23 protein-coding genes, 1 other RNA gene, 2 pseudogenes and 1 riboswitch are annotated in these 22797 nt (G+C 64.5%); of the genes and pseudogenes, 14 read left to right on the top strand and 12 right to left on the bottom strand.

Features of this window, described 5'->3' with window-relative positions; translation table 11 throughout:
• Positions 1 to 18: 18 nt before the first annotated feature.
• On the bottom strand, positions 19 to 786 hold the full coding sequence (locus BLT71_RS13855) for a hypothetical protein (RefSeq protein ID WP_091721291.1): 768 nt from the start codon (positions 784 to 786) through the stop codon (positions 19 to 21).
• A gap of 588 nt (positions 787 to 1374) precedes the next feature.
• Positions 1375 to 1605, bottom strand: coding sequence for a hypothetical protein (locus BLT71_RS13850; protein ID WP_157693465.1), 231 nt, complete (start codon positions 1603 to 1605; stop codon positions 1375 to 1377).
• A gap of 60 nt (positions 1606 to 1665) precedes the next feature.
• Between BLT71_RS13850 and BLT71_RS13845 the strand changes: the two are divergent.
• From BLT71_RS13845 to ssrA, 13 genes and pseudogenes are all read left to right on the top strand, one after another.
• A pseudogene (locus BLT71_RS13845) lies at positions 1666 to 1992 on the top strand (CpaF family protein); the annotation flags it as partial.
• Positions 1989 to 2845 (top strand): annotated as a pseudogene (locus BLT71_RS13840) (type II secretion system F family protein). The pseudogenes BLT71_RS13845 and BLT71_RS13840, both read left to right, overlap by 4 nt.
• Positions 2842 to 3780 carry a type II secretion system F family protein gene (locus BLT71_RS13835; protein ID WP_091721285.1) on the top strand — a complete coding sequence of 313 codons (939 nt, stop codon included), beginning with the start codon at positions 2842 to 2844 and terminating at the stop codon, positions 3778 to 3780. The pseudogene BLT71_RS13840 and the gene BLT71_RS13835 overlap by 4 nt, the downstream one beginning before the upstream one ends.
• Positions 3781 to 3944: 164 nt before the next feature.
• Positions 3945 to 4160, top strand: a complete 216-nt coding sequence (locus BLT71_RS21080; RefSeq protein ID WP_456154002.1) for a hypothetical protein — start codon at positions 3945 to 3947, stop codon at positions 4158 to 4160.
• A gap of 4 nt (positions 4161 to 4164) precedes the next feature.
• Positions 4165 to 4581: a TadE family protein gene (locus BLT71_RS13825; protein WP_091721280.1), complete on the top strand. Its 417-nt coding sequence runs from the start codon at positions 4165 to 4167 to the stop codon at positions 4579 to 4581.
• 112 nt (positions 4582 to 4693) lie between these two features.
• Entirely contained in the window at positions 4694 to 5083 is a 390-nt protein-coding gene (locus tag BLT71_RS13820) for a hypothetical protein (RefSeq protein ID WP_390896659.1), read from the top strand.
• Entirely contained in the window at positions 5080 to 5523 is a 444-nt protein-coding gene (locus tag BLT71_RS13815) for a pilus assembly protein TadG-related protein (protein ID WP_231994295.1), read from the top strand. The genes BLT71_RS13820 and BLT71_RS13815 overlap by 4 nt, the downstream gene beginning before the upstream one ends.
• A gap of 67 nt (positions 5524 to 5590) precedes the next feature.
• Positions 5591 to 6706, top strand: coding sequence for a peptide chain release factor 2 (gene prfB / locus BLT71_RS13810; RefSeq protein WP_091721272.1), 1116 nt, complete (start codon positions 5591 to 5593; stop codon positions 6704 to 6706).
• Between the two features lie 183 nt (positions 6707 to 6889).
• Positions 6890 to 7678: a cell division ATP-binding protein FtsE gene (ftsE, locus tag BLT71_RS13805; protein ID WP_091721269.1), complete on the top strand. Its 789-nt coding sequence runs from the start codon at positions 6890 to 6892 to the stop codon at positions 7676 to 7678.
• Complete coding sequence (ftsX, locus tag BLT71_RS13800) at positions 7675 to 8589, top strand: permease-like cell division protein FtsX (protein WP_015937576.1); 915 nt, start codon at positions 7675 to 7677, stop codon at positions 8587 to 8589. The genes ftsE and ftsX overlap by 4 nt, the downstream gene beginning before the upstream one ends.
• A 27-nt stretch (positions 8590 to 8616) precedes the next feature.
• Positions 8617 to 10041 carry a M23 family metallopeptidase gene (locus tag BLT71_RS13795; protein ID WP_091721267.1) on the top strand — a complete coding sequence of 475 codons (1425 nt, stop codon included), beginning with the start codon at positions 8617 to 8619 and terminating at the stop codon, positions 10039 to 10041.
• A gap of 83 nt (positions 10042 to 10124) precedes the next feature.
• A complete protein-coding gene (gene smpB / locus BLT71_RS13790) occupies positions 10125 to 10601 on the top strand; it encodes an SsrA-binding protein SmpB (RefSeq protein WP_015937574.1) in 477 nt (158 codons plus the stop codon).
• 100 nt (positions 10602 to 10701) lie between these two features.
• Positions 10702 to 11070, top strand: a transfer-messenger RNA (tmRNA) gene (gene ssrA, locus BLT71_RS13785).
• 178 nt (positions 11071 to 11248) lie between these two features.
• On the opposite strand, the gene BLT71_RS13780 is transcribed toward ssrA, so the two are convergent.
• Entirely contained in the window at positions 11249 to 13399 is a 2151-nt protein-coding gene (locus BLT71_RS13780) for an acyltransferase family protein (RefSeq protein WP_091721265.1), read from the bottom strand.
• A 397-nt stretch (positions 13400 to 13796) separates the two neighbouring features.
• Between BLT71_RS13780 and BLT71_RS13775 the strand changes: the two genes are divergently transcribed.
• Positions 13797 to 14780 carry a S1C family serine protease gene (locus BLT71_RS13775; RefSeq protein WP_091721263.1) on the top strand — a complete coding sequence of 328 codons (984 nt, stop codon included), beginning with the start codon at positions 13797 to 13799 and terminating at the stop codon, positions 14778 to 14780.
• 15 nt (positions 14781 to 14795) lie between these two features.
• Here the strand turns inward: BLT71_RS13775 and BLT71_RS13770 are convergent, their stop codons facing one another.
• From BLT71_RS13770 to aroA, 9 genes are all read right to left on the bottom strand, one after another.
• Positions 14796 to 15173, bottom strand: a complete 378-nt coding sequence (locus tag BLT71_RS13770; protein WP_091721261.1) for a hypothetical protein — start codon at positions 15171 to 15173, stop codon at positions 14796 to 14798.
• Positions 15174 to 15224: 51 nt separating this feature from the next.
• Positions 15225 to 15626: a fluoride efflux transporter FluC gene (locus BLT71_RS13765; protein ID WP_091721259.1), complete on the bottom strand. Its 402-nt coding sequence runs from the start codon at positions 15624 to 15626 to the stop codon at positions 15225 to 15227.
• Entirely contained in the window at positions 15623 to 16057 is a 435-nt protein-coding gene (locus BLT71_RS13760; protein WP_091721256.1) for a fluoride efflux transporter FluC, read from the bottom strand. Before BLT71_RS13760 ends, BLT71_RS13765 begins: the two co-directional genes overlap by 4 nt.
• Positions 16058 to 16072: 15 nt before the next feature.
• On the bottom strand, positions 16073 to 16786 hold the full coding sequence (locus BLT71_RS13755) for a metal-dependent transcriptional regulator (protein ID WP_091721253.1): 714 nt from the start codon (positions 16784 to 16786) through the stop codon (positions 16073 to 16075).
• Positions 16787 to 16830: 44 nt separating this feature from the next.
• Positions 16831 to 17589: a class I SAM-dependent methyltransferase gene (locus BLT71_RS13750; RefSeq protein WP_091721251.1), complete on the bottom strand. Its 759-nt coding sequence runs from the start codon at positions 17587 to 17589 to the stop codon at positions 16831 to 16833.
• A 77-nt stretch (positions 17590 to 17666) separates the two neighbouring features.
• Positions 17667 to 19085, bottom strand: a complete 1419-nt coding sequence (locus BLT71_RS13745) for an aminotransferase class V-fold PLP-dependent enzyme (protein WP_091721248.1) — start codon at positions 19083 to 19085, stop codon at positions 17667 to 17669.
• Between the two features lie 38 nt (positions 19086 to 19123).
• Positions 19124 to 19237: riboswitch (SAM riboswitch) on the bottom strand.
• Between the two features lie 161 nt (positions 19238 to 19398).
• On the bottom strand, positions 19399 to 20211 hold the full coding sequence (gene hisN / locus BLT71_RS13740; protein WP_015937565.1) for a histidinol-phosphatase: 813 nt from the start codon (positions 20209 to 20211) through the stop codon (positions 19399 to 19401).
• Between the two features lie 61 nt (positions 20212 to 20272).
• The gene (gene rsgA, locus BLT71_RS13735; RefSeq protein ID WP_091721245.1) at positions 20273 to 21388 is read right to left on the bottom strand and encodes a ribosome small subunit-dependent GTPase A; all 1116 of its coding nucleotides are present in this window, start codon (positions 21386 to 21388) and stop codon (positions 20273 to 20275) included.
• The gene (gene aroA, locus BLT71_RS13730; protein ID WP_091721242.1) at positions 21372 to 22793 is read right to left on the bottom strand and encodes a 3-phosphoshikimate 1-carboxyvinyltransferase; all 1422 of its coding nucleotides are present in this window, start codon (positions 22791 to 22793) and stop codon (positions 21372 to 21374) included. Before aroA ends, rsgA begins: the two co-directional genes overlap by 17 nt.
• Positions 22794 to 22797 lie beyond the last annotated feature (4 nt).

Raw genomic sequence — 22797 nt, 5'->3', positions numbered from 1 at the left:
AAGCTGGTGGTGCTGGTGTCAGTCGGCTTTCTTTGCCCGCTTCGTCTTCGGCTTGGTGACCCAATAACCAAGGGCTGTCAGCTCCGAAGCGTCAGGCGTGACCAGTTCGTCGAAGAGATCGCGGTCAAGCTCAGCAGCCAGTTCTGCTGCGAGAGCGGCTTCCCGTTCAGCGCGACGAGCAGCAGCATTAGTCCGGAAATTCGCTTGGCGAATCGCGTTGCACTTGGTGCATGCCTTGCCGGGGACTGTGTCGTGTCCGTACTTGCAGACCGTCCACGTCAACATGTATTCGGGGAGCTTCTTGCCCTTGCCCAGCTTCGCGTTGTGGCTCTTCGAGGTCAGACCCTTCGGGGTCGTCAGGTACAGGTGAAGGGGGTTGACGCATGCGCGGTGGGTGCAGAAGATTCCGTCTGCGCACTCGCTTGGGATGTGGCAGGAATGGTGGACCCGCATGCCCTTGGGGACTTCCCAACCAGCAAACTGCTTCCACAGCCGCCGTACCGCGTTGCTAGGCGCATAGCCGTCGTCGGCGGGATCGTCTGCCCATTGAACGCATGCATCCCAGTCGGTCACACCGTTGAAGGTTGCTCGGTAGATGGCATCCAGCTTGGGGCGGGTCAACGTGTTCAAGAACGCTGGCACCATCGTCAGGAAGGACTTTGCATCGATAACACGCGTGTCGAGCTGGTCGTTGTCGGGGTTGTTGGTGAAGTGCCTTTTGGCTGCGCGCTGGACCGCTGTCAGTCCATTTGCGTAGACCTTCGCTGTTGGGGTAGATTTACTCATGTTGATGAACTTCTTTCCATGTAGCGTGGGAGTGGTGCATTTTCAGAAGGCTTCGTCGTTAGAGCGGCGGAGCCTTTGTTTTTTGTCTGCTGATGCTCAGCAGTTCGAAATACTTAGCTGGCGATTGGCTCTTTTTGCGAGGCGACGAGTTGCCGGTACGCCATTGCGTCGAGACGATCCTGTTTGCCCTTTTCCGAAATCTCTTTCCGGTTGCGGTCGTACCAAGACGCTTTCGCCTCTGTGTGGCACTCGCCGCATCTGGTCTCATGCTCAGATCGTTGGTGACCCTTTCCGCAAATCTTCACGATCGTTCTCCTTCCTATTTGGTGGCATTCCCGGAGCAGTTTCCGAGTTCAATATTCTTGAACTGCATCTGCTCCTAATACCATGATGAGGTACAAATTTGGACGCAAGGTCGAATGTGTAAATAGCGGTTGTCACTCCGAAGGCACTTCGTCAACATTGTTGAATCCGCTAGATTGAGCGGAAAAGCGGACCGCTGGTCGTCGTCCAAAATTTCTCCGAAAAAGTTGCCCAGAGGTATTGACAAGTTTTTACAAAAGCCTGCATCGGGACCTTTAGAACCCTTCACGCGGCGGTCAGGAAGCCGATGGTGCCCTTGTGTGCGGGCGTGGCTTTCCGGATGCGGGTGACTGGCTTCTGAGTCTTCGGAGTGACGACCTCGTAGCTGTTGCCCGCGAAGCCACTAATGAGCTGTTCGCTCAGCCCGTTGATGTCTGCTTCTGATAGATCGTCCAGCCAGTGGGGTTCTGTTGACTGCTGCTTCATGTTTCTGCTTTCACCTCGGTTGATTGCCATTGAGGCAAGTCAACCGGCGTGGCAGCACGCACTTTTGAGACCCGGTATTTATTGGAGTTGGTCCACGCCAACTCAGCCCATGATGCCGTCACCAAGATCTGCACGCTTCCCCTGTTGGCAGGGGAGAACATCTCGTCGGCTTTCGTCGTTCCAACGGTCGCATCCTGTATTGACCTGGTGGTTCACTGCAGCCGGCTTGCCAACGGACGCCGGGAGGTAACCGAGATCCTTTCCCTTGGGCGGCGGGTTGAAAACGGAATCATTGAGTCATCGCCGGTGTTCGCCATGGCCGACGGCGTCCTGCAGTCACGCGCCAACGCGATGCCTGCGATAGAAAAGTTTGCCCGCGCAGGCTATGACGTTGCAGCCCTGCTGGACCCGCGATGATGTCCGCACTGCTGGGAGCCACGGCGGGAACGGGCCTGTTCCTTATTTGGGGTCACTGTGGGAATCGCCGGAGCGCAAGCCCCGCCAACGGAAGCCCAGCCGGATCGTAGACCTGCTGGCCGCCGCAGGAGTCGAAAAGGTCTCTGTGGGCGGACTGCTCGGAACCTGCCTCGGATTGGGATTGTTCGTAGTCCTGGTGTTCTTCGCCGTGAGCAGGTCGTGGCCGATCGCTGTGTGCTTCGGGCTGTTCGCCGGCTGGCTTCCGCTGACCATCCTTCGGTCGCGCGCGAAGAAACGGACTGCACTCCTTCGCCAGCTGTGGCCCGACGTCGTTGACCATCTGCGATCCGCGATCCGGGCCGGACTCCCGTTGCCGGAGGCGCTCATCCAACTGGGTGATAAGGGGCCTGAGGAGCTAAGACCGGTCTTTCGCGACTTCGGCGCGGACTACAGGGCCGGAGGACAGTTCGACGGTTCCCTGAACAAGCTGAAGAACCGGCTCGCCGACCCCGTGGCCGACCGGATCGTCGAAGCCTTGCGGCTGACCCGTGAGGTCGGAGGGTCGGACCTCGGCAAGTTGCTGGGAACCCTGGCCGAGTTCCTCCGCGAAAACGCCCGAACGCGCAGCGAACTCGAAGCCCGCCAGTCCTGGACCGTCAATGCCGCCCGGCTTGCCGTCGCGGCGCCGTGGATTGTGATGCTTCTCCTCGCTACCCGGCCCGAGGCTGTGCAGGCATACAACACAGCCATGGGAGCGGCGGTACTCCTCGGCGGGCTCGTGATCTCGTTGGTCTGCTACTCAACGATGCTCAGGATCGGTGCCCTGCCCCAGGATGAACGGGTGCTCCGATGATCACCGTGTCACCGGCCGCCGCCGTTTGCGGTGCCGTGCTGGGAATCGGACTGTGGCTGGTCATTTTCAGGTCTCCGCTTATGCGGGCGACCACTCTGGCCCAGCGCATTGAGCCCCAGCTTAAATCGCAGAACCTGGAATCGCGCCTTCTGTCCGGTGAACACACCCTGACGCCCTTCGGACCGTTGGAGCGGATCCTCCGCCCGTTTATCCGCGATGGCATCTCCGCCCTGGGAAAGATGAGTCCCGCTCCGGGGGCAACAGCCCGCCGGCTCGCGCAGGCCGGAATCAGCAAGTCAGTCATAGATTTTCGCGCCGAGCAGGTCATGTGGGCCGCCGCAGGTTTTGCCCTCACTTCGGCCATTGTCGCCGTGGGGGCTGCGGCCGGAAGGTTTAACGCCCTGCTGGCTGCTGTGGCCATCATCGGCAGCGGGGTGGCGGGCTTTGTTGTCCGGGACTACTGGCTGGGTGTGCAGGTCCGTAGGAGGGAAGAGCGGATGATGGCTGAGTTTCCCAGCCTCGCCGAACTAATGGCACTGGCCGTCGGTGCAGGGGAGAGTGCCACCGGAGCCCTGGACCGGGTCTGCCGGAGCGCCAAGGGCGAGTTGTCCAAGGAGTTCTCCACGATCCTGGCAGAAACGCGGGCAGGCAAGCCCTTGATCAACGCCCTCCAGGAGTTCTCCGCGCGTACGGACCTTGCACCTCTCGTCCGGTTCGTGGACGGAATCGTTGTTGCGGTCGAACGGGGTACACCCCTCGCAGACGTACTGCGGGCGCAGGCCCAGGATGTCCGCGACACAGCCAAGCGGGACCTGATGGAAGCCGCCGGGAAGAAGGAAATTGCCATGATGGTGCCCCTCGTCTTCGGCGTGCTTCCACTGACGGTGGTATTTGCCGTCTTTCCCGGCATCGCCGCAATCAGCCTGGGTCTCTAACGGCGTCAACTGATCGGGACGAAAACAGCACGCAATCCAAGACAACGCCGTCAACGGCACGGAAAACAACAGGACAGGAAGAGTAAATGAAGATTCGAGCACTCCGCTGGGCAGTATTACTGGTTGCGCTCGCCGCCTCACCCGGCGCTTGGGCCAGCACGGGCGTGCGGCGCGCGGCCCGGTACCGTTTCCCTGCCGTCCATCGCCGCGCGCAACAGCGGGGGCAGTCCCACGTTGCCGATCATCCCGAGAGGGGTGATGTTCCTGGGTGGGTCATGATCACATTGATGTCCGCGGTCCTCGTGGCTGCTCTGCTGGCGCTAGCCGGTCCCGCCCTTGAGGCCATGTTCAACCAGGCAATGGACAAGGTGGGCAACTAGCCCCATGGCCGCTTCCGTACGCGCCTTCGGTCGCGCTCAGCCAGGTGTCCCTGGCCGGGAGCAGGGTTCGGCAGTGGTGGATTTTGTGCTGGTGGGTGGCCTGCTCACGATGTTCTTCCTGGCAATTCTCCAACTGACCCTTGTACTCCACGTCCGGAACACACTGATTGACGCGGCAGCTTCTGGCGCGCGGTACGGAACACTCGCGGACCGGGGTCCTGGTGATGCGGAAGAACGGACCCGCGGCCTCATCATGACTGCCCTGAACCCATCCTTCGCTGAGGAGATCAGCACGAGCGAAGTGACCGTCCAGGGGCTAAGAACGCTGGAAGTAACGGTCCGGGCTCCCATGCCTGTAGTGGGGTTGATCGGACCCCGCGGAATGTTGGAGGTGACGGGCCATGCCGCGGTACAGCCGTGACTCCCGGCGAGTGCTCCGACGTGTCTGTTGCCGGTTGCTGGAGGCACTGTGCCGGGGACCGGAATCATCCGGCCGGCGAGCCGCCGGGAGCAGCGAGCAGGGAAGTGCGGTTGTGGAGTTCACGTTCCTTGCCCTGCTGCTGATGGTCCCGCTCGTTTACTTCATCATCACCGTCGCGCAGATGCAGGGCGGCTCGTTCGCTGTGGTGGGGGCGGCCGACCAGGCTGCGAAGGTCTACGTCGCCCAACCCGACAGCACGTCAGCCCAGGCGGCCGCGGAGCAGGCCGTGGCGTTGGCACTGGCCGACTTTGGACACAGCCCGGATCAGGCCTCGATGGCAACAACCTGTGACCCCGCTGACTGTCTGGCGCCGGGCACTGCTGTGACCGTCACCGTCAGGTTGTCCATCCCGCTGCCGTTCGTTCCGTTCCAGGATGGCGTCCGGCTCTCTGCCACCGAGGTGGAGGCAGCCGCTACCCAGATTGTGGGGAGGTTCCGGTGAGGGAGTCGACATCCGAGGACGGCCAGATAACGGTGATGATAGTCGGGTATGTGGCGTTGGCGCTGCTGGTGGCCACAGTCGTGATGGGAATTTCTTCCGTTTACCTGGAGCATAAGCGCCTGCTGTCACTGGCAGACGGCGCCTCCCTTGCTGCAGCGGACAGCTACACGCTGGGTGAGGTGGCTTCCCAGGGCGGCAGCCCATCTGCCGTCCTCAACCCCGCAAGGGTTCGGAGTGTCGCGGCTGACTTTGTAGCCAGGAGCCCCGCCTCGGCACGGTTTGACGCCCTGGCAGTTGCCGGGGCAACCGGTACCCCGGATGGCTCTACCGCCGTTGTCGTGCTCACCGCCGCGGTCCATCCGCCGGTGGTGAACTTCCTGGTTCCAGACGGAATCCTGATTGAAGCGACGTCGACAGCGCGCTCGCGGTTAACACGGTAGGCCGGCAAACCCGCGGCCGGGTGCGGAGAACAGTGCCTTTCGCCGGATAGCGTAGGCTTAAACGACCATGGCCAATATTGATTTTTCCGCTGAAATCCGCGCGCTCCGCGCCACCTACGAGTCCATTGAACGGGTTACCGACATGGAGGCGCTGAGGGAAGACATCGCCGAACTCAGTGAGCGTGCGGGGGAGCCGGACCTGTGGGATGACCCCGCCGCGGCCCAGAAAATCACGTCCCGACTCTCGCACCGGCAGTCAGAGCTTGAGCGGTTGACCACCCTGGCATCGCGCATCGATGACCTTGAAGTCCTGGTGGAGCTCGGCCAGGACGAAGGTGACGCCGACTCCATGGGAGAAGCGGCCACGGAGCTGGAGTCGATCCAAAAGGCGCTGAAGAACCTGGAGGTGGTCACGCTTCTGTCCGGCGAGTACGACGAGCGTGAAGCTGTGGTCTCGATCCGTGCCGGCGCCGGCGGCGTTGACGCTGCCGACTTCGCTGAAATGCTGATGAGAATGTATCTCCGCTGGGCAGAGCGCCACGGGTATCCCACCACTGTCATGGACACGTCATACGCCGAAGAAGCCGGGCTTAAGTCGGCCACGTTCGAGGTCAAGGCACCGTACGCGTTCGGCACCCTCAGCGTTGAGGCCGGCACCCACCGGCTGGTGCGGATCAGCCCCTTCGACAACCAAGGGCGGCGCCAAACGTCCTTCGCCGCGGTGGAGGTCATTCCGCTGATCGAGCAGACGGACTCGATCGAGATCCCGGATAACGAGATCCGGGTAGACGTCTTCCGGTCCTCCGGTCCTGGCGGCCAGTCAGTCAACACCACAGACTCCGCTGTCCGGCTCACGCATATTCCCACCGGCGTAGTGGTGTCGATGCAGAACGAAAAGTCGCAGCTGCAAAACCGGGCAGCTGCACTGCGCGTCCTGCAGTCCCGCCTTCTGCTGCTGAAGAAGGAACAGGAAGACGCCGAGAAGAAGGCGCTGGCCGGGGACGTCAAGGCATCCTGGGGAGACCAGATGCGCTCATACGTCCTGAACCCGTACCAGATGGTCAAGGATCTGCGCACCGAACACGAGGTGGGCAACACGTCGGCTGTTTTCGACGGCGAGATCGACGACTTCATCGACGCCGGCATCCGCTGGCGCACGGACAACCGCAACGCTGAGAAGTAGGGCCGGAACGCGGCCACGGCAGATCGGCTTACCGCGACACGCCCCCAAAGCCGCGTATTAGCCAGCGAATCCTGCGTATAGTCGAGGGGCCGGGGCCCTACTTCCCCCAACGAACACCCGTGCACCGGCTGCAGAACTGGGCTGCATTCCGAATCAGCCATGCCCTGCAGGGTACTTAGGGCCATGATCCGATTCGAAAATGTCACCAAGGTCTACGACCAGAAGGCCCGGCCGGCGCTGGACTCCATCAACCTTGAGATCGACCGCGGCGAATTCGCGTTCCTCGTCGGAGCATCAGGCTCCGGAAAATCAACATTCCTGCGGCTCGTGCTCAAAGAGGACCGCGCCACCTCGGGCGCCGTCTACGTGGCCGGCCAGAACGTCGCGAAGATCTCGAGCTGGCGGGTGCCCCGCCTCCGCCGCGGCATTGGCGTCGTCTTCCAGGATTTCCGCCTCCTGCCTCAAAAAAACGTCTTCGCCAACGTGGCTTTCGCCATGCAGGTCATCGGCAAGAGCCGCAGCGTCATCCGCGACACCGTCCCCGAGGTCCTGAAGACCGTGGGGCTCGAAGGCAAGGAGCACCGGATGCCTCACGAGCTCTCCGGCGGTGAGCAGCAGCGTGTAGCCATTGCCCGGGCAGTCGTGAACCGCCCCGGCATCCTCCTCGCTGACGAACCGACCGGAAACCTGGACCCCACCACCTCCATGGGCATCATGGGAGTGCTGGACAAGATCAACCAGAATGGCACCACGGTGGTCATGGCCACCCACGACGACGATATCGTCAACGAAATGCGCAAACGGGTGGTGGAGCTCAAGAACGGCGTGGTGATCCGCGACGAGGCCAAGGCTCTTTACACCTCGATGATTCCGGTCATCGGGCAGTCCCGCAGGCTCAAGGACGCCAGCGGCAGGGACGAACCCGACGCGCGCCCGGCGGACGAAGGCAGCGAAGGTGAGGCGCAGCGATGAGGCTCGCATTCATCCTTTCCGAAATCGGTAGCGGCCTGCGCCGCAACCTTTCGATGGTGGTCTCGGTCATCCTGGTCACGTTCGTCTCGCTGACGTTCGTGGGTGCGGCTGGAATGCTGCAGATGCAGATCAACCAGATGAAGGGCTACTGGTATGACAAAGTCCAGGTAGCCGTCTTCCTTTGCAGCGACGGCTCGACGGCCACCGGCTGTGCGGGCGGTTCGGTCACCCCGGAGCAGCAGGACAGCCTCAATACCCTGCTCGAGTCCCCGGCTGTGGCCCAATACATCAACGACTTCCAGTTCGAGTCCAAGGAAGATGCCTACAAGCACTTCAAGGACCAGTTCTCGAACTCACCGATTGTCGATTCCGTAACCCCGGACCAGTTGCCGGCTTCCTTCCGGATCAACATGAAGGACCCGGAAAAGTACGAAATCATCAGTGAAACCTTCAGCTCCCAGCCCGGAGTGGAAACCGTGATCGACCAGCGTCAGCTGCTGGAGCGGCTTTTCTCGGTGATGAACGGGGCTTCCCTCGTTGCGGTGGGCATCGCGGGTGTCATGATCGTGTGTGCCATCCTGCTCATCGCCACCACCATCCGGCTTTCGGCTTTCAGCCGCAGGCGGGAAACCGGAATCATGCGCCTGGTGGGCGCCTCGAAGACCGTCATCCAGTTGCCCTTCATCCTCGAAGGCGTCATAGCAGCGGTGATCGGTGCAGCCCTTGCCTCGGCAACGCTGTGGGCCGTGGCCCACTTCTTCCTGGGGGAGTACATGTCCAAGCAGTATCCGGACACCGCGTTCATTTCCTCGGGCCAGACACTGATCCTGGTGCCTGCACTGCTGATCCTTGGCGGATCCTTGGCTGGAATTTCGTCCCTCTTGACCCTTCGCAGATATTTGCGCGTTTAGGCTATGCAAACCGACCAAGGAATGCCGATGAACGTAACGTCAGAAAATCCCGTGCGCCTGCGACCGAGGCGTCATGCAGCGCGCCGCTCGGCGCTCCTGAGCGGGGTACTCGCCGTCGTCCTCGCTTCCGGGCTTGCCTCGTCCACACCGCCGGCATTCGCCGATGAGCTGGAAGACAAGCAGGCCGCGCTCCAGGCCGAAGCACAACGCGTCCAGCAGTCTTTGGAGTTCGTTGACTCGCGGATTGCCAAGGCCGCCGGCGACCTGGTCCTGTACCAGGGCCAACTGCCCGGCGCCCAGCAGGCGCTGCTCGAAGCGCAGGGGCGCGTGGCCAGCGCCGTCAAGGAAGTCGAGGCACTGTCCGCCCGCGTTGACATGGCCCAGCAGAACAAGGCGAAAATCACACAGCAGCTGGAAACGGACAAGCAGAAGATCGCCGACACCAAGAAACTGATCGGCCAGATCGCCACGCAGGCATACAAGTCCGGCGGTGTCCCCTCCAACCTCTCGCTGTTCTTCGGTTCGAACAACGGCGGCAGCCTCACCGACACCATGGACCTTGCTGATCAGGCCATGCGCAGCCAGAACGCCGCCATGGACAAGTTGAGCCAGCAGAACGCCACCAACGTCAACTCCGAGGCACGCCTCCAGGCCGTGGAAGCGGAAATCAAGGACCTAAAGGCCAAGGCCGACGCCGCCCTTGAGCGTGAGAAGGCGGCCCGCGACGAAGCCGCAGCCAAGAAAGCCCAGGTTGACCAGCTGATCGCAGACACGACGCGCCTCGACGCTGAGCTGCAGGCCGCCAAGCCGGGAATCCAGGCCCAGCTCGCCGGGGTCCAGGCAAGCCAGAACCAGGTGGCCAACGAGATCGCCGAGCGCGATCGCAGGGCACGGGAGGCATGGGAAGCTGAGCAGCGCCGGCTGGCCGAAGCAGCTGCTGCGGCTGCCGCCGCCGCGGCCGCGGCAGCGAACCGCCCGGCACCGCCGGTCCAGCCGTATGTGCCCCCTGCTGCCGGATCGCCGTCGGCCTTCGGCCTCCGCCATCCGTTCGACGGCAGCATTCCCATCACGTCCGGTTTTGGTTGGCGGACCACTCCGCCAGGGACCATCGATTTCTACGGCCAGGGCGGCTATGTCCACACTGGTATCGATTTCGGTGCCGCCTGCGGTACCCCGGTGTACGCCGCAGCAGCCGGTGAAGTCTTCAGCTCCGGCTGGAACTCCGCTGACGGCGGCGGCTGGCGGGTGAAGCTGGACCATGGGGTGGTGCAGGGCAACTCGCTGACCACCATTTACTACCACAACTCCAGCATCGTGGTGTCGAATGGGCAGCGGGTCTCGCAGGGCCAGCTCATCGCCTACTCCGGCAGTACGGGCAACTCCACAGGTTGCCACGCCCACTTCGAAACCTGGCTGAACGGTGCCGCCGTCGACCCGATGGGCCTGCTCTAGGGCTGCGCGGCCCTGCCGTACACTGGTATGACTCCGCTGCGACCCGGCCGGAGGACATTTCGATTCGATTGAGGAGCTGTTCCGTGCCCAAAGAAAGTGGCCGTAAGGTGGTGGCCACCAACCGCAAGGCCCGGCATGATTACCACGTGCTGGATACCTATGAGGCCGGTATTGCGCTGATGGGCACCGAAGTGAAATCCCTTCGAGAGGGGCACGCGTCCATGGTGGACGGGTTCTGTACCTTCTATAACGACGAACTGTGGATGGAAGCCATCCACATTCCGGAGTACAACCAGGGCAGTTGGACCAACCACGCTGCCCGGCGCCGCCGTAAGCTGCTCCTGCACCGCGAAGAGCTCATCAAGATCTCCCGCAAGGTCCAGGAGGCCGGCTACACCATCGTGCCGCTGCAGCTCTACTTTGTGGATGGCCGCGCGAAGGTTGAAATAGGCGTAGCCCGCGGTAAGCGCGAGTACGACAAACGCCAGACACTCCGCGAACAACAGGACAACCGCGAAGCCCAGCGCGAGATGCGGGAACGCAACAGGCGGCGCGGCTGAGCGGTGTTGCCCGGAATGAATCCGGCACAACATGCGTTACTATGAATAGTCCGGCGGGTACGCCCGCGGGATTGGGTAACATGGATTGGTAACAAAATACGGGGATGATCGGTTTCGACGATGTTAGTCGCGACAGGTGAAGCGGGCCGAGGATGCAGAATTATCTCGTAAACGCTGTCTGCAAACCAATAAGTGCCGAATCTAAGCGCACTGACTTCGCTCTTGCTGCCTAAGCAGTAAGACAGTCCGTCAGCCCGAGGTTGCTATTGCCCCGGATCCTGGCGTCATTTAGATAGCCACTGCTGTTTGCCCCCGTCATCGGGGTAAACGGGACTCTTAGATGACTGGGCCCGGATCAGCCAGCTGTTTGCAGCATGGCTGGGGCCGAGAAAGTCCGACGCAAACTGCGCCCGGAGAAGCCCTGACAACACGACATCGGACGGGGGTTCAATTCCCCCCATCTCCACACCCAAGCGGTGATTCGGGACATCCTTCGCGGATGGGTCGAGTCACCGAAAAAAGCACCCCGGTCTCCGGACCGGGGTGCTTTTCTTTGCCCGGATTGCCCAGGCTGGTGCCTCAAACAAAGAGCGGACCCTGGACCAGCGTGATCCAGGGTCCGGTTCCTCAGACCTCTGCAGGCAGGGTTATTGCCGGGCCTCGTTGAACCGCTGCGCCACCACGGGCATCAGCGAGTGGATGTAGCTCCGTGAGGCGTGGTCGAAATCGGCGTAGACCTGCAGGCCGCCGATGACCGCGTAGCAGGTCTGGTCGTCGCAGAACTGGTCCGACATGTCGAGCACCTTCACCGATGGCTTGCCCATGCCAACGGCTGCACTCGCAATCGGGTCCGGCACCAGGGCCTCGGTACGGGGGTTCGCGCAGTTGATGGGCTGTTGCTGGTTGAGCGCCACGCAGTCCGGGCTGCTGTGGCGCAGGGTCAAGGGGGGATCGCGGAAGACGAAGACGCGGGACCCCGCCCCCGTCCAGGCGAGGAACCGCTTGGCGACGGCGTCGCTGTACTGCTCCAACTGGGGGCGGCCCGTGCCGTCGTCGATCGTCTCGCCGGCGCCGAAGGAGGACGCGAAGACCATGCCGGGTTTTTCCTGGACGATCCTGTCCGTCACCTGCTTGCTCCATTCCAGGCACCGTTTCTGGGAGCGTGCGTCATCCGCGGGTTCGCCCATGAAAGCGACCCGCTTTACATCGACGAACGGACACCCGCCCACCATGGACTCTTTCAGCTTCCACTTGTGCAGCCGGGCCAGTTCATACAGGGCGCTTTTCCACTGCTCCGCGTGCGAGTCGCCGATCAGCCAAACAGTTGCGGAGGCCGGAGCGCCGCCGGTGAAATCGCATTCCGTCAGGAGTTTCTGGTCCTCAAAAACGATGGGGTCTGCGGCCGGGTGGCATTCCGGGGCGTCAAAGCGCGGTGCCTCGTTCGGGCCCACGTTGGCAACCCGGGCAGGGCCAAAGGGATCACCGCAGTTGTTTTTCGGGTCCAGGCTGCGGGCGCCGTAGCAGGGGTCCCCGGAAAGATTCTGCAGCTTGGCTGTCTCTGCCTCCTGCGCTTTTCCGAAACTCAGCAGAAGGCCCCCGCACAAGGCACAGACGGTGGCCATGGCGGCCGCCATGACCAGCACGACGCGGAGCGGTTTGGCCCCCTTCAGGAGCTTGGTGCGGCCCGGGTCTTCAACGAGTTTCTTCGAGGCGTAGGAAAGCCCGATGGCCAGTGCCAGGATGCCGATCTTGTCCAAGGTGCCGAGCGGGCGGCTCAGGATGGCCGGCGCCAGGACGATGAGCGGCCAGTGCCACAGGTAGAGCGAGTAGGACAGGTCGCCCACAAACTGGATAGGCCTTGCGGCAAGGACCTGGTTGGGCGACCAGAAGGGGCTGTTCGGCCCCGACGCAATCACCAGTACAGTGCCGAGGACGGGAACCGCGGCAGCGAAGCCGGGAAAAAACGTCTGCTCATTAAACGTCAGGGCGGAGAACGCGATCAGGCCGTACCCCAGCCACTGCGCTGTTCCGGAGAGGGCCAGGTGGTAGGAGGGCAGCCGCAGGCGCAGAGCTCCCACAGCGTGGGCGCCCCCAATGGCTAACAGGGCCCCGGCGCCGAACTCCCAGACGCGGGCCGGCGTGACAAAGTAGGCCGGGCTCTTGTTGGTGTATGTAAACCAGATGCAAAACACCAGCGCGATGACGCTGGCAAGCGCGACCCCCAGGGCCAGTAGCGCCCGCCGGCGGAGCCGGAACCTGACCGCGGCCGTAAACAGTCCGAGCATAAGCAGCGGCCAGACCAGGTAAAACTGTTCCTCGACGGAGAGCGACCAATAATGCTGCACTGTGGACGCGGCTTCGTTGTGCGCTGAATAGTCCACGGATTTGGCGGCCAGAACCCAGTTTTCGACATACAGGACCGATGCCATGGTCTCCTGGGCTATGGCCACCCAGCGCGAGAACGGAAGGAGCACCCAGGCGGCCAGGAGGGAGATGACGCCCACAAGAGTTGCTGCCGGAAGGAGCCGCCTGATCCGCCGGGCATAGAACTGACCAAGGTTGATGCGGTCTGACCGTTCCAGCTCGCCGAGCAGGTGCTTGGAGATCAGGTAGCCCGAGATCACGAAGAATACGTCGACGCCGACGTACCCGCCTGGAAGCCGGACGGGCCACAAGTGGTTGAGGACCACGAGCATGACTGCCAGGGCCCGAAGGGCCTGGATGTCCTTGCGGGTCGCGTTGACCGATTCTTTCCGTCGCAGTTCCGACCGCGTTCGGAACAAGACCTGTCCGGTCACACGTACTCCTTGTTATTCGTCCTGTGGGTTCACCCTGGTACGGGGTCCTGTGCCGGCACAGCTTTGGCGGCCAGGCGTGCTTTCCGCGGGAACAACGCCCGGGTGGCATGAAAACCGCATCGTCGGTGAAGCCAGTACAACCCACAAAGTTTGGGGTTGTGGAGGAATTCCCCTCGGGTACTTTAGCACCGCACATGCCCCGGTGATGGTGCGGGCGGGCCAAGGTGAAGGCGGCCCGGGGTGCGGCGGAGATGCGGTTGCAGCAGGGGAGGAGCACGAAGAGCAGGCGTTCACCGAAGGCGTAGCCGGCCCGGGACTAGGGTTGCCCGGCCGCTGGTTGTATCCGGTAAGCACCCCAGCGCCGCAGGCGCAAGGTGCCAGGACAGGGAGGTGCGTCATGGAGCGCGCACGGGAAGAGGCTTCGGGCAGGTACGACGACGACGCCTTGGATTCGTATTCACGCACAGTCATGCGGGTGGCAGCGGCGGTCACGCCGCATGTTGCCGCCATCGAAATGTCCGCCACCCGCCGCAACGGCCGGATGCGCGTTGGAGCCGGTTCAGCGGTGCTTTTCACGGAGGACGGCTACCTCGTCACGAACTCCCATGTGGTGACGGGAACAAGTAATGGGCACGCTGTCTTTGCCGATGGGAGCAGGATGGAGTTGGAATTGGTGGGCGCTGACCCGCTGTCCGACCTTGCAGTGGTCCATGGCCGGCGCCCCAGGGTCCGGCCCGCCGAGCTGGGAGATGCCGAGTCGCTCCGCGTCGGGCAACTCGTCGTCGCCGTCGGAAACCCCCTGGGACTTGCAGGATCCGTAACAGCAGGAGTGGTCAGCGGCCTGGGCCGCGCCATACCGGTCTGGGCGGACGGCAACCGGAGGGTGATCGAGGACGTCATCCAGACCGACGCTGCGTTGAACCCGGGGAACTCAGGCGGCGCCCTGGCCGATACGCACAGCAGGATCGTGGGCATTAACACCGCCGTGGCCGGGGCAGGGCTGGGCCTGGCTATCCCCATCAACTCCACCACCCGGCGCATCATTTCCGCCCTGCTATCGGACGGCCGGGTGCGGCGGGCCTACCTGGGACTCGTCAGTACCCCGGTCCGGCTCAATCCCAGGGCTGTCATCCGGAGCGGCCAGCGGGACGGCCTCCGCATCGTTGAGGTGCTGCCCGGCTCTCCGGCAGACCGGGCCGGCCTGGCTGCAGGGGACATCGTCATGACCGCCGGCGGGAGGGCAGTCAGCAACGCCGAAAGCCTGCAGCGGCTGCTGTTCTCCGATGCCATCGGTGAGCCGCTGGACCTGGAGGTGCTCCGTGACGGGGCGGAACTCCGCCTGGTGGCGGTCCCTGACGAAATGACCAGCAACCCCAAGTGAGCCTGGCCGAACGGTTCAGCGTCCGCCGTCGGGCGCTTCCACGTCCGCGATGCCGACGAAGCGGGTGCCCACGCCGTCGAACTCGCTGCGGACAAATCCCGGCTGGGCCGGCGGCACTTCGTCCGGGCGGTGATGGTCGCACACCACATAGGTGAAGTCCGGCCACCATTTCTTGGGCCGTGCCGCTTCCTCGTAACCGCACACCGCGCACACCAGGTGAACCCAGACCGGCCGTTTGCCCGTCCGGTTGGCACGGGACTGTTCCAGCCAGGCCGGCGGGCTGTCCAACAGCGCGCTGAGTTGCTCCTCGGACATGAACTTGGGGAGGCCGTGGCGCTGGGCCATTTCCATGGGGATATCGAGGGCTATAGCCACGTCGCGTCTGCTGATCATCACCTCCACAATACGTGAACGGGACAGGCCGCCATGGACGGGACGGCGTCCTCAGGACACCAAGGCGATCCCGGCGGCGGCGGCGCCAAGGCCCAGTACGAGGTTCATTGCGAGGTTCATGGCTGCGGCTCCGAACCTTGCCTCTCCGAGCAGGCGCACCGTGGCAGTGGTCCAGGAACTGAAGGTTGTCAGGCCGCCTGCAAAGCCCGTCGCCAGGCCAATGCTCCACTCGTGCCCCAGCCCCAGCTGCGTGGTGAGGCCGTACGAGATCCCGATGATGAAGGAGCCTGCCACGTTGACCACCAGTGTTGCCCAGGGCCAGTGGAGCGGGTCCTTCGACAGTCCCAGCCGGACGGTGCGCCGGGAGCTGTGGTGGGCGAACCAGCTGTCCGTGGCGAACCTCAGGAGCGCACCCGAGATACCGAAAATTCCCACCAACACGGCGCTGATCACTGCCGGCTCCCGGAGCCGTCCGGGGTGGACAATCGCCCGGTGAGCTTACCGAGGCGCCAGCCCAGGGCGGCTGAGAGCAGGCCCAGCAGCAGGGAGAGCCCCAGGTAGGCGATCCACACCATGTGCTGCCCGTCGCGCGCCAGCTGGTCCACGGCAAACACCACCGCCGAAAACGTTGTGAAGGAGCCAAGCAGCCCAGGCCCCAGCCCGGCACGGAGCCAGAACGCGGTGTGCGGCCGCGCCATCCAGGAGGTGGTCAGGGCGGCCAGGACGAAACTGCCGACGACGTTGATCCAGAGCGTTGTCCAGGGCACCGACCCTGCGGGGTCGGGGAAGGCCAGGCCCAGCCCGTACCGGAGTTCAGAACCAACGAGGCCGCCGGCGGCTACCGCCAGCCAGGCACGGCCCGACGGAATCCACGACTCCCTCATCCGGCCGTGCGCATGTCAGGACTCCGCCAGGATGCAACCCTCGTGGGGGCGGCCGGTGTGCACCCACAGCGCGGAGGTGACCTCGTCCGCGAGATCGAATTCCCTGGTCCGGCCGGCACTGCTGATCCGCACGATGAGTGCACCGCCGAAGGGCCGCCGTCCCAGGATTTCAACCTCGGAATCAAGGTCGATCTCTTCGGCCGCGAGGTAGCGCAGCAGCTCAGGGTTGTCATCGCTGATACGGGTGATCCGGCCGGTGTGGCCCTCGTCGAGTTCGCCGAGGAGGCGGGCAACGGGCATGTGGACCTTGCCGTCGGCCGTGGGAATGGGATCACCGTGCGGGTCGCGGTCCGGGTGGCCCAGTTGCGCTGACACCCGTTCGATAAAGGTGTCTGAGACAGCGTGTTCCAGCAGTTCGGCTTCGTCGTGGACTTCATCCCAGCTGTAGCCCAGCTGCTGGACAAGGTACGTTTCGATGAGCCGGTGGCGGCGCACCATGGACAGCGCAAGCCGGAGCCCGGCATCCGTGAGGGTAATTGCGCTGTAGGGCTTGTGGTCCACCAGCCCCTGGTCCTTCAGCTTGCGGACCATCTCCGAAACTGAGGAATTTGCCACTCCCAGGCGCTGCGCCAGCTGCGAGGACGTGATGGGCTTGTCCTGCCATTCAGTGAACGAATAGACCACCTTGACGTAGTCCTCAATGGAGGAGGAGGGCGCGCTGGTCTTCACAGTTCAAGCCTACCCGTTGGCGGGACGCGGCCGGGATCCGCGTGTCACGCGCGGACGGCGCGCCAGGACAACGTCAGGTACGGCAGGCTGAGTTCTTCACCCTCGGCGTGCCCCAGATGTTCGTGGAGGTACCAGGTGAGGTTGGCCAGGACCTTGGCACGGGTCTGTTCATTGGCCCGCAGGTAATAGCTCCGGGATTTGGTCAGTTCCATCAGGTCGGCCGGCGTGACAGGATCCTGCCAACGGGTCACGTGACCTTCGAGGCCCTCGAATTCGGGGCCTACCAGCGGCCGCTGTCCGGGCTTGTAGACGTCCCCGGCATGCATGATGCGGGAAAGCCGGTGCACCCACGGCACTGAGGTGTCCAGCTGGTTCCACACCAGTCCCAGCGTTCCCTGCGGGCGGAGGACCCTGGCCAGTTCCGTGCTGGCCGCGAGGGCGTCGCACCAGTGCCAGGCCTGGGCAACGCTGACGACGTCGAAACTTGAGTCCTCGAGCCCGGTGGCCTCGGCAGTGCCGCGCAGGGCTGCAACGGCCGGGTATTGGCCGGACAGTTGCGCGAGCATGTCCGCGGACGGGTCGACGGCGGTTACGGACAATCCCAGCGCCAGCAGCAGGTCGGTAAATTTTCCCGTCCCGGCACCGACGTCGAGCGCATCATGGGCGCCCGCGGGCACCAGCCACTGCGCGGATTCCGCCGGGTACCCCGGACGGACCCTGTCATAGTGCTTGCCGCCGTCCTGGAAGCTCTGGCCGAGCTCACGGCGCCGCCCGTGATCGAGTTTGGGCCCACCCCGAACCACGTACGGCCTCCTTCAGCTGATTCCCTGCGGGTACCGTCCGAATTTACCGCATGCACCCGGGTGCGGGCTTCTGGCCGTCAGTCGTCGAGGCAGGGAGCTGCGCCGGCAGTTCCCGGGGTGTTCGGTGCCCAGTGGGGGTAGGTCCTGGTGTCGTTGGCCGGCACCCATCGTCCGGCATCCACTACGTAGTCCCAGCCGAGCCCGTCCCGGCGGAGCTTTTCAATGCCTGCGAGGAGCCGCTGGGCATCTTCGAGCCGGGAGCCGACTCCGAAGCTTGCCCGCAGCGATCCCGATGGCAGGCCGAGGCGCTTCAGCAGCGGGTGGGCGCAGAAACGGCCATCACGGAGTCCCACACCGTGCTCGGCGGACAGGTACGCGGCTACCAGGCCGGCGTCGTAACCCGCCACCGAGAAGTTCACTACCCCGATGGTGTCTTTGTCAGGATCGGTGTCCTTGAAGATCTGGTGCACCGTGACGCCGTCGATCGCCTGCAGGCCTTCCACCAGGTAGGAACGGATGGCCGACTCGTGGGCGTGCCAGCGGTCCTGGTCCAGGCCCGCGATAACCTGTGTTGCCCGCGCCAGGGTAGCGGCGCCCAGCACGTTCGGGGAGCCGCCCTCATGGCGGGCCGGGCCAGTGGCCCAGCTGACGCCGTCGAGCCTTGCTTCCTTGACGGCGCCGCCGCCGGCAAGGTGCGGGGTACCAGCGTCGAGCCAGTCCGGGCGGCCCACCAGGACGCCGGCGCCAAAGGGTGCGTAGAGCTTGTGCCCGGAGAAGGCAAGGTAGTCGACGTCGTCGGCGCTGATGTCGACGCGGCGGTGCGGCGCCAGCTGGGCCGCGTCCACCACGATGCGGGCACCGTACCGGTGGGCGAGGGCGGCGAGCTCACGGATGGGAAGGATTTCGCCGGTGACGTTGGAGGCGCCGGTGACGGCCAGCAGGCTGACGCCGCCCTGCTCAAGCTCGGCGCGCACCGAATCGATGGTCCCGGCGATCGTGTCGGCCGCAACGATGCTCCGGTGGGGGACACCCTGCCACGGCAGCAGGTTGGCATGGTGTTCGATGTCCAGGTAGAGGACATCCCCTGCGGGGCGCCCGTCCGTGGTGGGCAGGCAACCTGCCAGGAGGTTAAGGGAATCGGTGGTGTTCCTGGTGAAGATGACGGAATCGTCGGGGCGTCCGCCGACGAACTCGCGGACGATGTTGCGCGCGTTCTCGTAAACGGACGTGCTGATCTGCGAAGCGTAGCCGGCGCCGCGGTGGACGCTGGCGTAGAACGGCAGGATCTCGTTGAGGTAGGCCGACACCACGGTCAGGGCCGGGGCGGACGCCCCGTAGTCGAGGTTGGCGTAGCGGACGTGGCCACCTGAGATCAACGGGGCCAGGATTTCAGCGCCGGTAACCGCTGAAAGCGGACGTCCGGCGGCGGCCAGGCGTTCGTCAGGGACGTTTTCGGCCGCGATGGCGGTAATGGGGGAGTCGACGGCAGTAGTCATGGAGACCTCACTTCAGGACAGGACTCCGGCAGTGCTGGAATCCGCGCTTGCCGCATCCGCTCCGGACCGGCCTGGTCGTCACCCGGGGCACCCCACCGCGAATGGAGGGTTGCCGGCCAGCAAACCGGGGTTTAGCGCTGGCACTCGTGACCTGGATAAAACCTTAGAACATCCGGCGGCCCCGTCTGAAGCCGGGAGGATTGTTAAGGGTTTTGTTACGTGCGGCCCGGAAACGGGACTTTCTTCGAAGATTACGACGGCGGGCGCCACCTTTCGGAGGCGCCCGCGGTCGATTGTTCGGGAGGAGGCCGGCCTACAGCAGGTCGTCCAGGCCGGGGTTCAGCCGGTGCAGCACTTCGGTGTGCAGGATGGAATTGGTGGCCAGGGCGTTCCCGCCGAATGGGCCGTCCTCGCCTTCGAGGGAGGTGAAACGGCCGCCGGCCTCCACCACGATGGGCACGAGGGCGGCCATGTCATAGAGGTTCAGTTCGGGCTCGCAGGCGATGTCCACGGACCCTTCGGCCACCATGCAGTAGGACCAGAAATCGCCGTAGGCGCGCGTGCGCCAGACGTCCTCAGTCAGGCCCAGGAAGTCGTCAAGGTTGCCGCGTTCCTTCCAGCCACCCAGGCTGGAATAGGACAGCGAAGCGTCGGACAGGGTAGAAACGTCCGAGACCCGGAGCCGGGTGGCCGACGCAAGGGAACGGCCCATGTAGGCCCCCATGCCTTTGGCGGCCCACCACCGCTTTCCCAGGGCGGGTGCGCTGACGACGCCCACTACCGGCTCGCCCTCATCAACCAGGGCGATGAGCGTGGCCCAGACGGGAACACCGCGGACGAAGTTCTTGGTGCCGTCGATGGGATCGATGATCCACCGCCGGGAGCCGTGGCCGGTGCTGCCGAACTCTTCACCCAGCACGGCGTCGCGTGGCCGGGAGCGTGAGAGCTGGCCGCGGATGGCTTCCTCGGCGGCCTTGTCCGCATCGGTGACAGGCGTCAGGTCTGGCTTGGTCTCCACGTGGAGGTCCTGCGCCTTGAAGCGGCTCATGGTCTGGTCATCCACGGAATCGGCCAGGACATGGGCCAGCCGCAGGTCGTCGTTATAGGTCGAAGCGGGTTGGATCATGGTTCCAAACTACCGTCTGGCGCCGGTTCTGCCGGGAGGTCGGCCGTGCCGGTTGGCGCTGTCAGCTGATGGTGCCGAGCTCCTTGGCCTCCTGGGCTTCCATCCTGGGATCCGCGCCCAGGAGCCGGCGGAGCGAAGCCAGGCGTGCTTCGCCGGTGGGTCCTGCGTGTCCGCCGGCCACCCAGGCGTCGAGCCCGCAGTTGACGGCAGTGGCGGTGTGCTTGCAGCCGCGTTCGCAATCATCAGTGCCCGGCGAAAGATCCGGGAACGACCTCAGGATCCGGTCCGGATCCACATGGGCAAGGCCAAATGACCGGATGCCTGGGGTGTCGATGATCCAGCTGCCGGGAGGGGCGTCGGCCAGGCGCAGGGCAAGGGCCGACGACGACGTGTGCCGTCCCCGTCCCGTTACCGCGTTCACGCCGCCGGTGGCCCGTTCAGCGCCGGTCAGGGCGTTCACCATGGTTGATTTACCGACGCCGGAGTGCCCCAGCATTACGGTGACCTTGCCGCCCAGGTGTGCCCTGAGCCCGGCAACGGCGTCACTGTCCAGCCGGGCCGACAACCCGTCATCGGAGCGGGCGTCGATGCCTGACGCCTCCAGGTCGGCGGTCCGGCTGATGATGACCGGGAAATCAAGGTGCGTGTAGTTGGCCAGGAACTCGCCGGGATCCTTCACGTCCGCCTTGGTGACCAGCAGGATCGGCTCAATGCCGGCGTCGTACGCTGCCACGAGGGCGCGGTCGATGAATCCTGTGCGGGGTTCGGGGTTTGCTGCTGCCACCACCACCACCAGCTGGTCGGCGTTGGCCACGACGGCACGTTCAATGGGGTCAGTGTCGTCTGCACTGCGGCGCAGGAGGGTGGTGCGGTCCTGGATTTTGACGAGCCGCGCCAGGGTGTTGGGGTCCCCGGACACGTCACCGACGAGGGAGACGAAATCGCCGGCTACCACCGGGTTCCGGCGCAGCTCCCGCGCCCGCGCGGCAATGACTGTCCGCTCATCGCCGGAGTCTTCGTCAACGACGGCGGTGTAGCGTCCGCGGTCGACCGTAATGATGCGGCCTGTTACGGCGTCGTCGTGGCTGGGGCGGTCCTTCGTGCGCGGCCGGGTGCCCTTCTTGTTGGGCCGGATCCGGACGTCGGATTCGTCCCAGGAGTCAGTCCTCCGCGGCACCGGCGGAACCTCCCGCTCCAGCTTCGGAGCCCAGTGAGGCCGTTCCCCGTTGTTCGAGCATGCCCGTCCACAGCCGCGGGAAGTCCGGCATGGTTTTGGCCGTCGTCGCGATGTCCTCCACCTGGACACCCTCGACCGCGAGGCCGAGGATTGCCCCGGCTGTGGCCATGCGGTGGTCGGCATAGCTGTGGACGACGCCGGCATGCAGCTTCGCCGGGCGGATGACCAGGCCGTCACTGGTTTCCTCCGCGTCGCCGCCCAGGCGGTTGATCTCGGTGACCAGTGCGGCGAGCCTGTCCGTTTCATGCCCCCGGAGATGGGCGATGCCGCTCAGGCGGGAGGGGCCGGTGGCCAGGGCACAGAGCGCGGCCACTGTGGGTGCCAGTTCGCTGGTGTCGGCGAAATCCGCCCCCTTGATTTCGGACCCGCCCCGGACCGTCAACACCCCGTCCAGCAGTGTCACTTCTGCGCCCATGCGGGCCAGGATGCTGCGCCACAGGTCGCCTACCTGCTGCGTCTGCTCCGGCCAGCCCGGGATCCTGACGGTTCCAGCGGATGCGAGGGCGGCGGCCAGGAACGGACCTGCATTGGAAAGGTCCTGCTCGATCTGCTGGTCAAAGGCACGGATGGGCCCCGGAGCAACAACCCAGTGGTTGGGAACGGAATCGTCCACCTGCACACCGGCGCCGCGGAGTACAGCCACCGTCATGTTGATGTGGTCGAGGCTGGGCACAGGCTTGCCCACGTGCTCCAGGTGCAGGCCTTCGGTGAACCGTGCACCGACCAGCAGGAGCGCGGAGACGAACTGCGAGGACGCACTGGCGTCGATAACCAGGTGCCCGCCGCGGACTGCTCCGGTTCCTTCGACGACAAACGGCAGCGACGCGGGGGTGCTGCCATCTTCGGCCGAGACATTCACGCCGAGGGCTTTAAGGGCCTCGATGATAGTCCCCATGGGGCGCTTCCGCGCGTGCGGGTCGCCGTCGAACGTGCTGGCACCGCTGCGCAGCGCCGCGAGTGGTGGAACGAAGCGCATGACGGTGCCGGCAAGGCCGCAGTCGATGCGCACCGCGGTGCCCGCTGCGTTCCCCTGCCCCTCAGGTTCCCGGTGCCGCATCGGAACCACCTCAAGGTCGGGGCCGAACGCGCCGTCGCCGGGAACCTCGGTGATCGTGGCGCCCAACTGGCGCAGCGCCTCGATCATCAGGACGGAGTCCCTGGAATGCAGGGGCGCCCGCAACCGCGATGGCCCGTCAGCCAGGGCTGCCAGGACCAGGTACCTGTTGGTCAGGGACTTTGAGCCGGGCACCGTGACGGTGGCGTCTACGGGACGGTCTGCGTAGGGTGCCGGCCAGTGGGGGACAGTCGTTCCGGAGTCATTCCGGGCAGCGGCTGCAGCGATCATGTCC

This window comes from Pseudarthrobacter equi (assembly GCF_900105535.1).
GTDB classification, from domain to species: Bacteria; Actinomycetota; Actinomycetes; order Actinomycetales; family Micrococcaceae; genus Arthrobacter; species Arthrobacter equi.
Note: the sequence above shows the minus strand (reverse complement) of the source record. Positions and strands in the feature narration are given on the sequence as shown.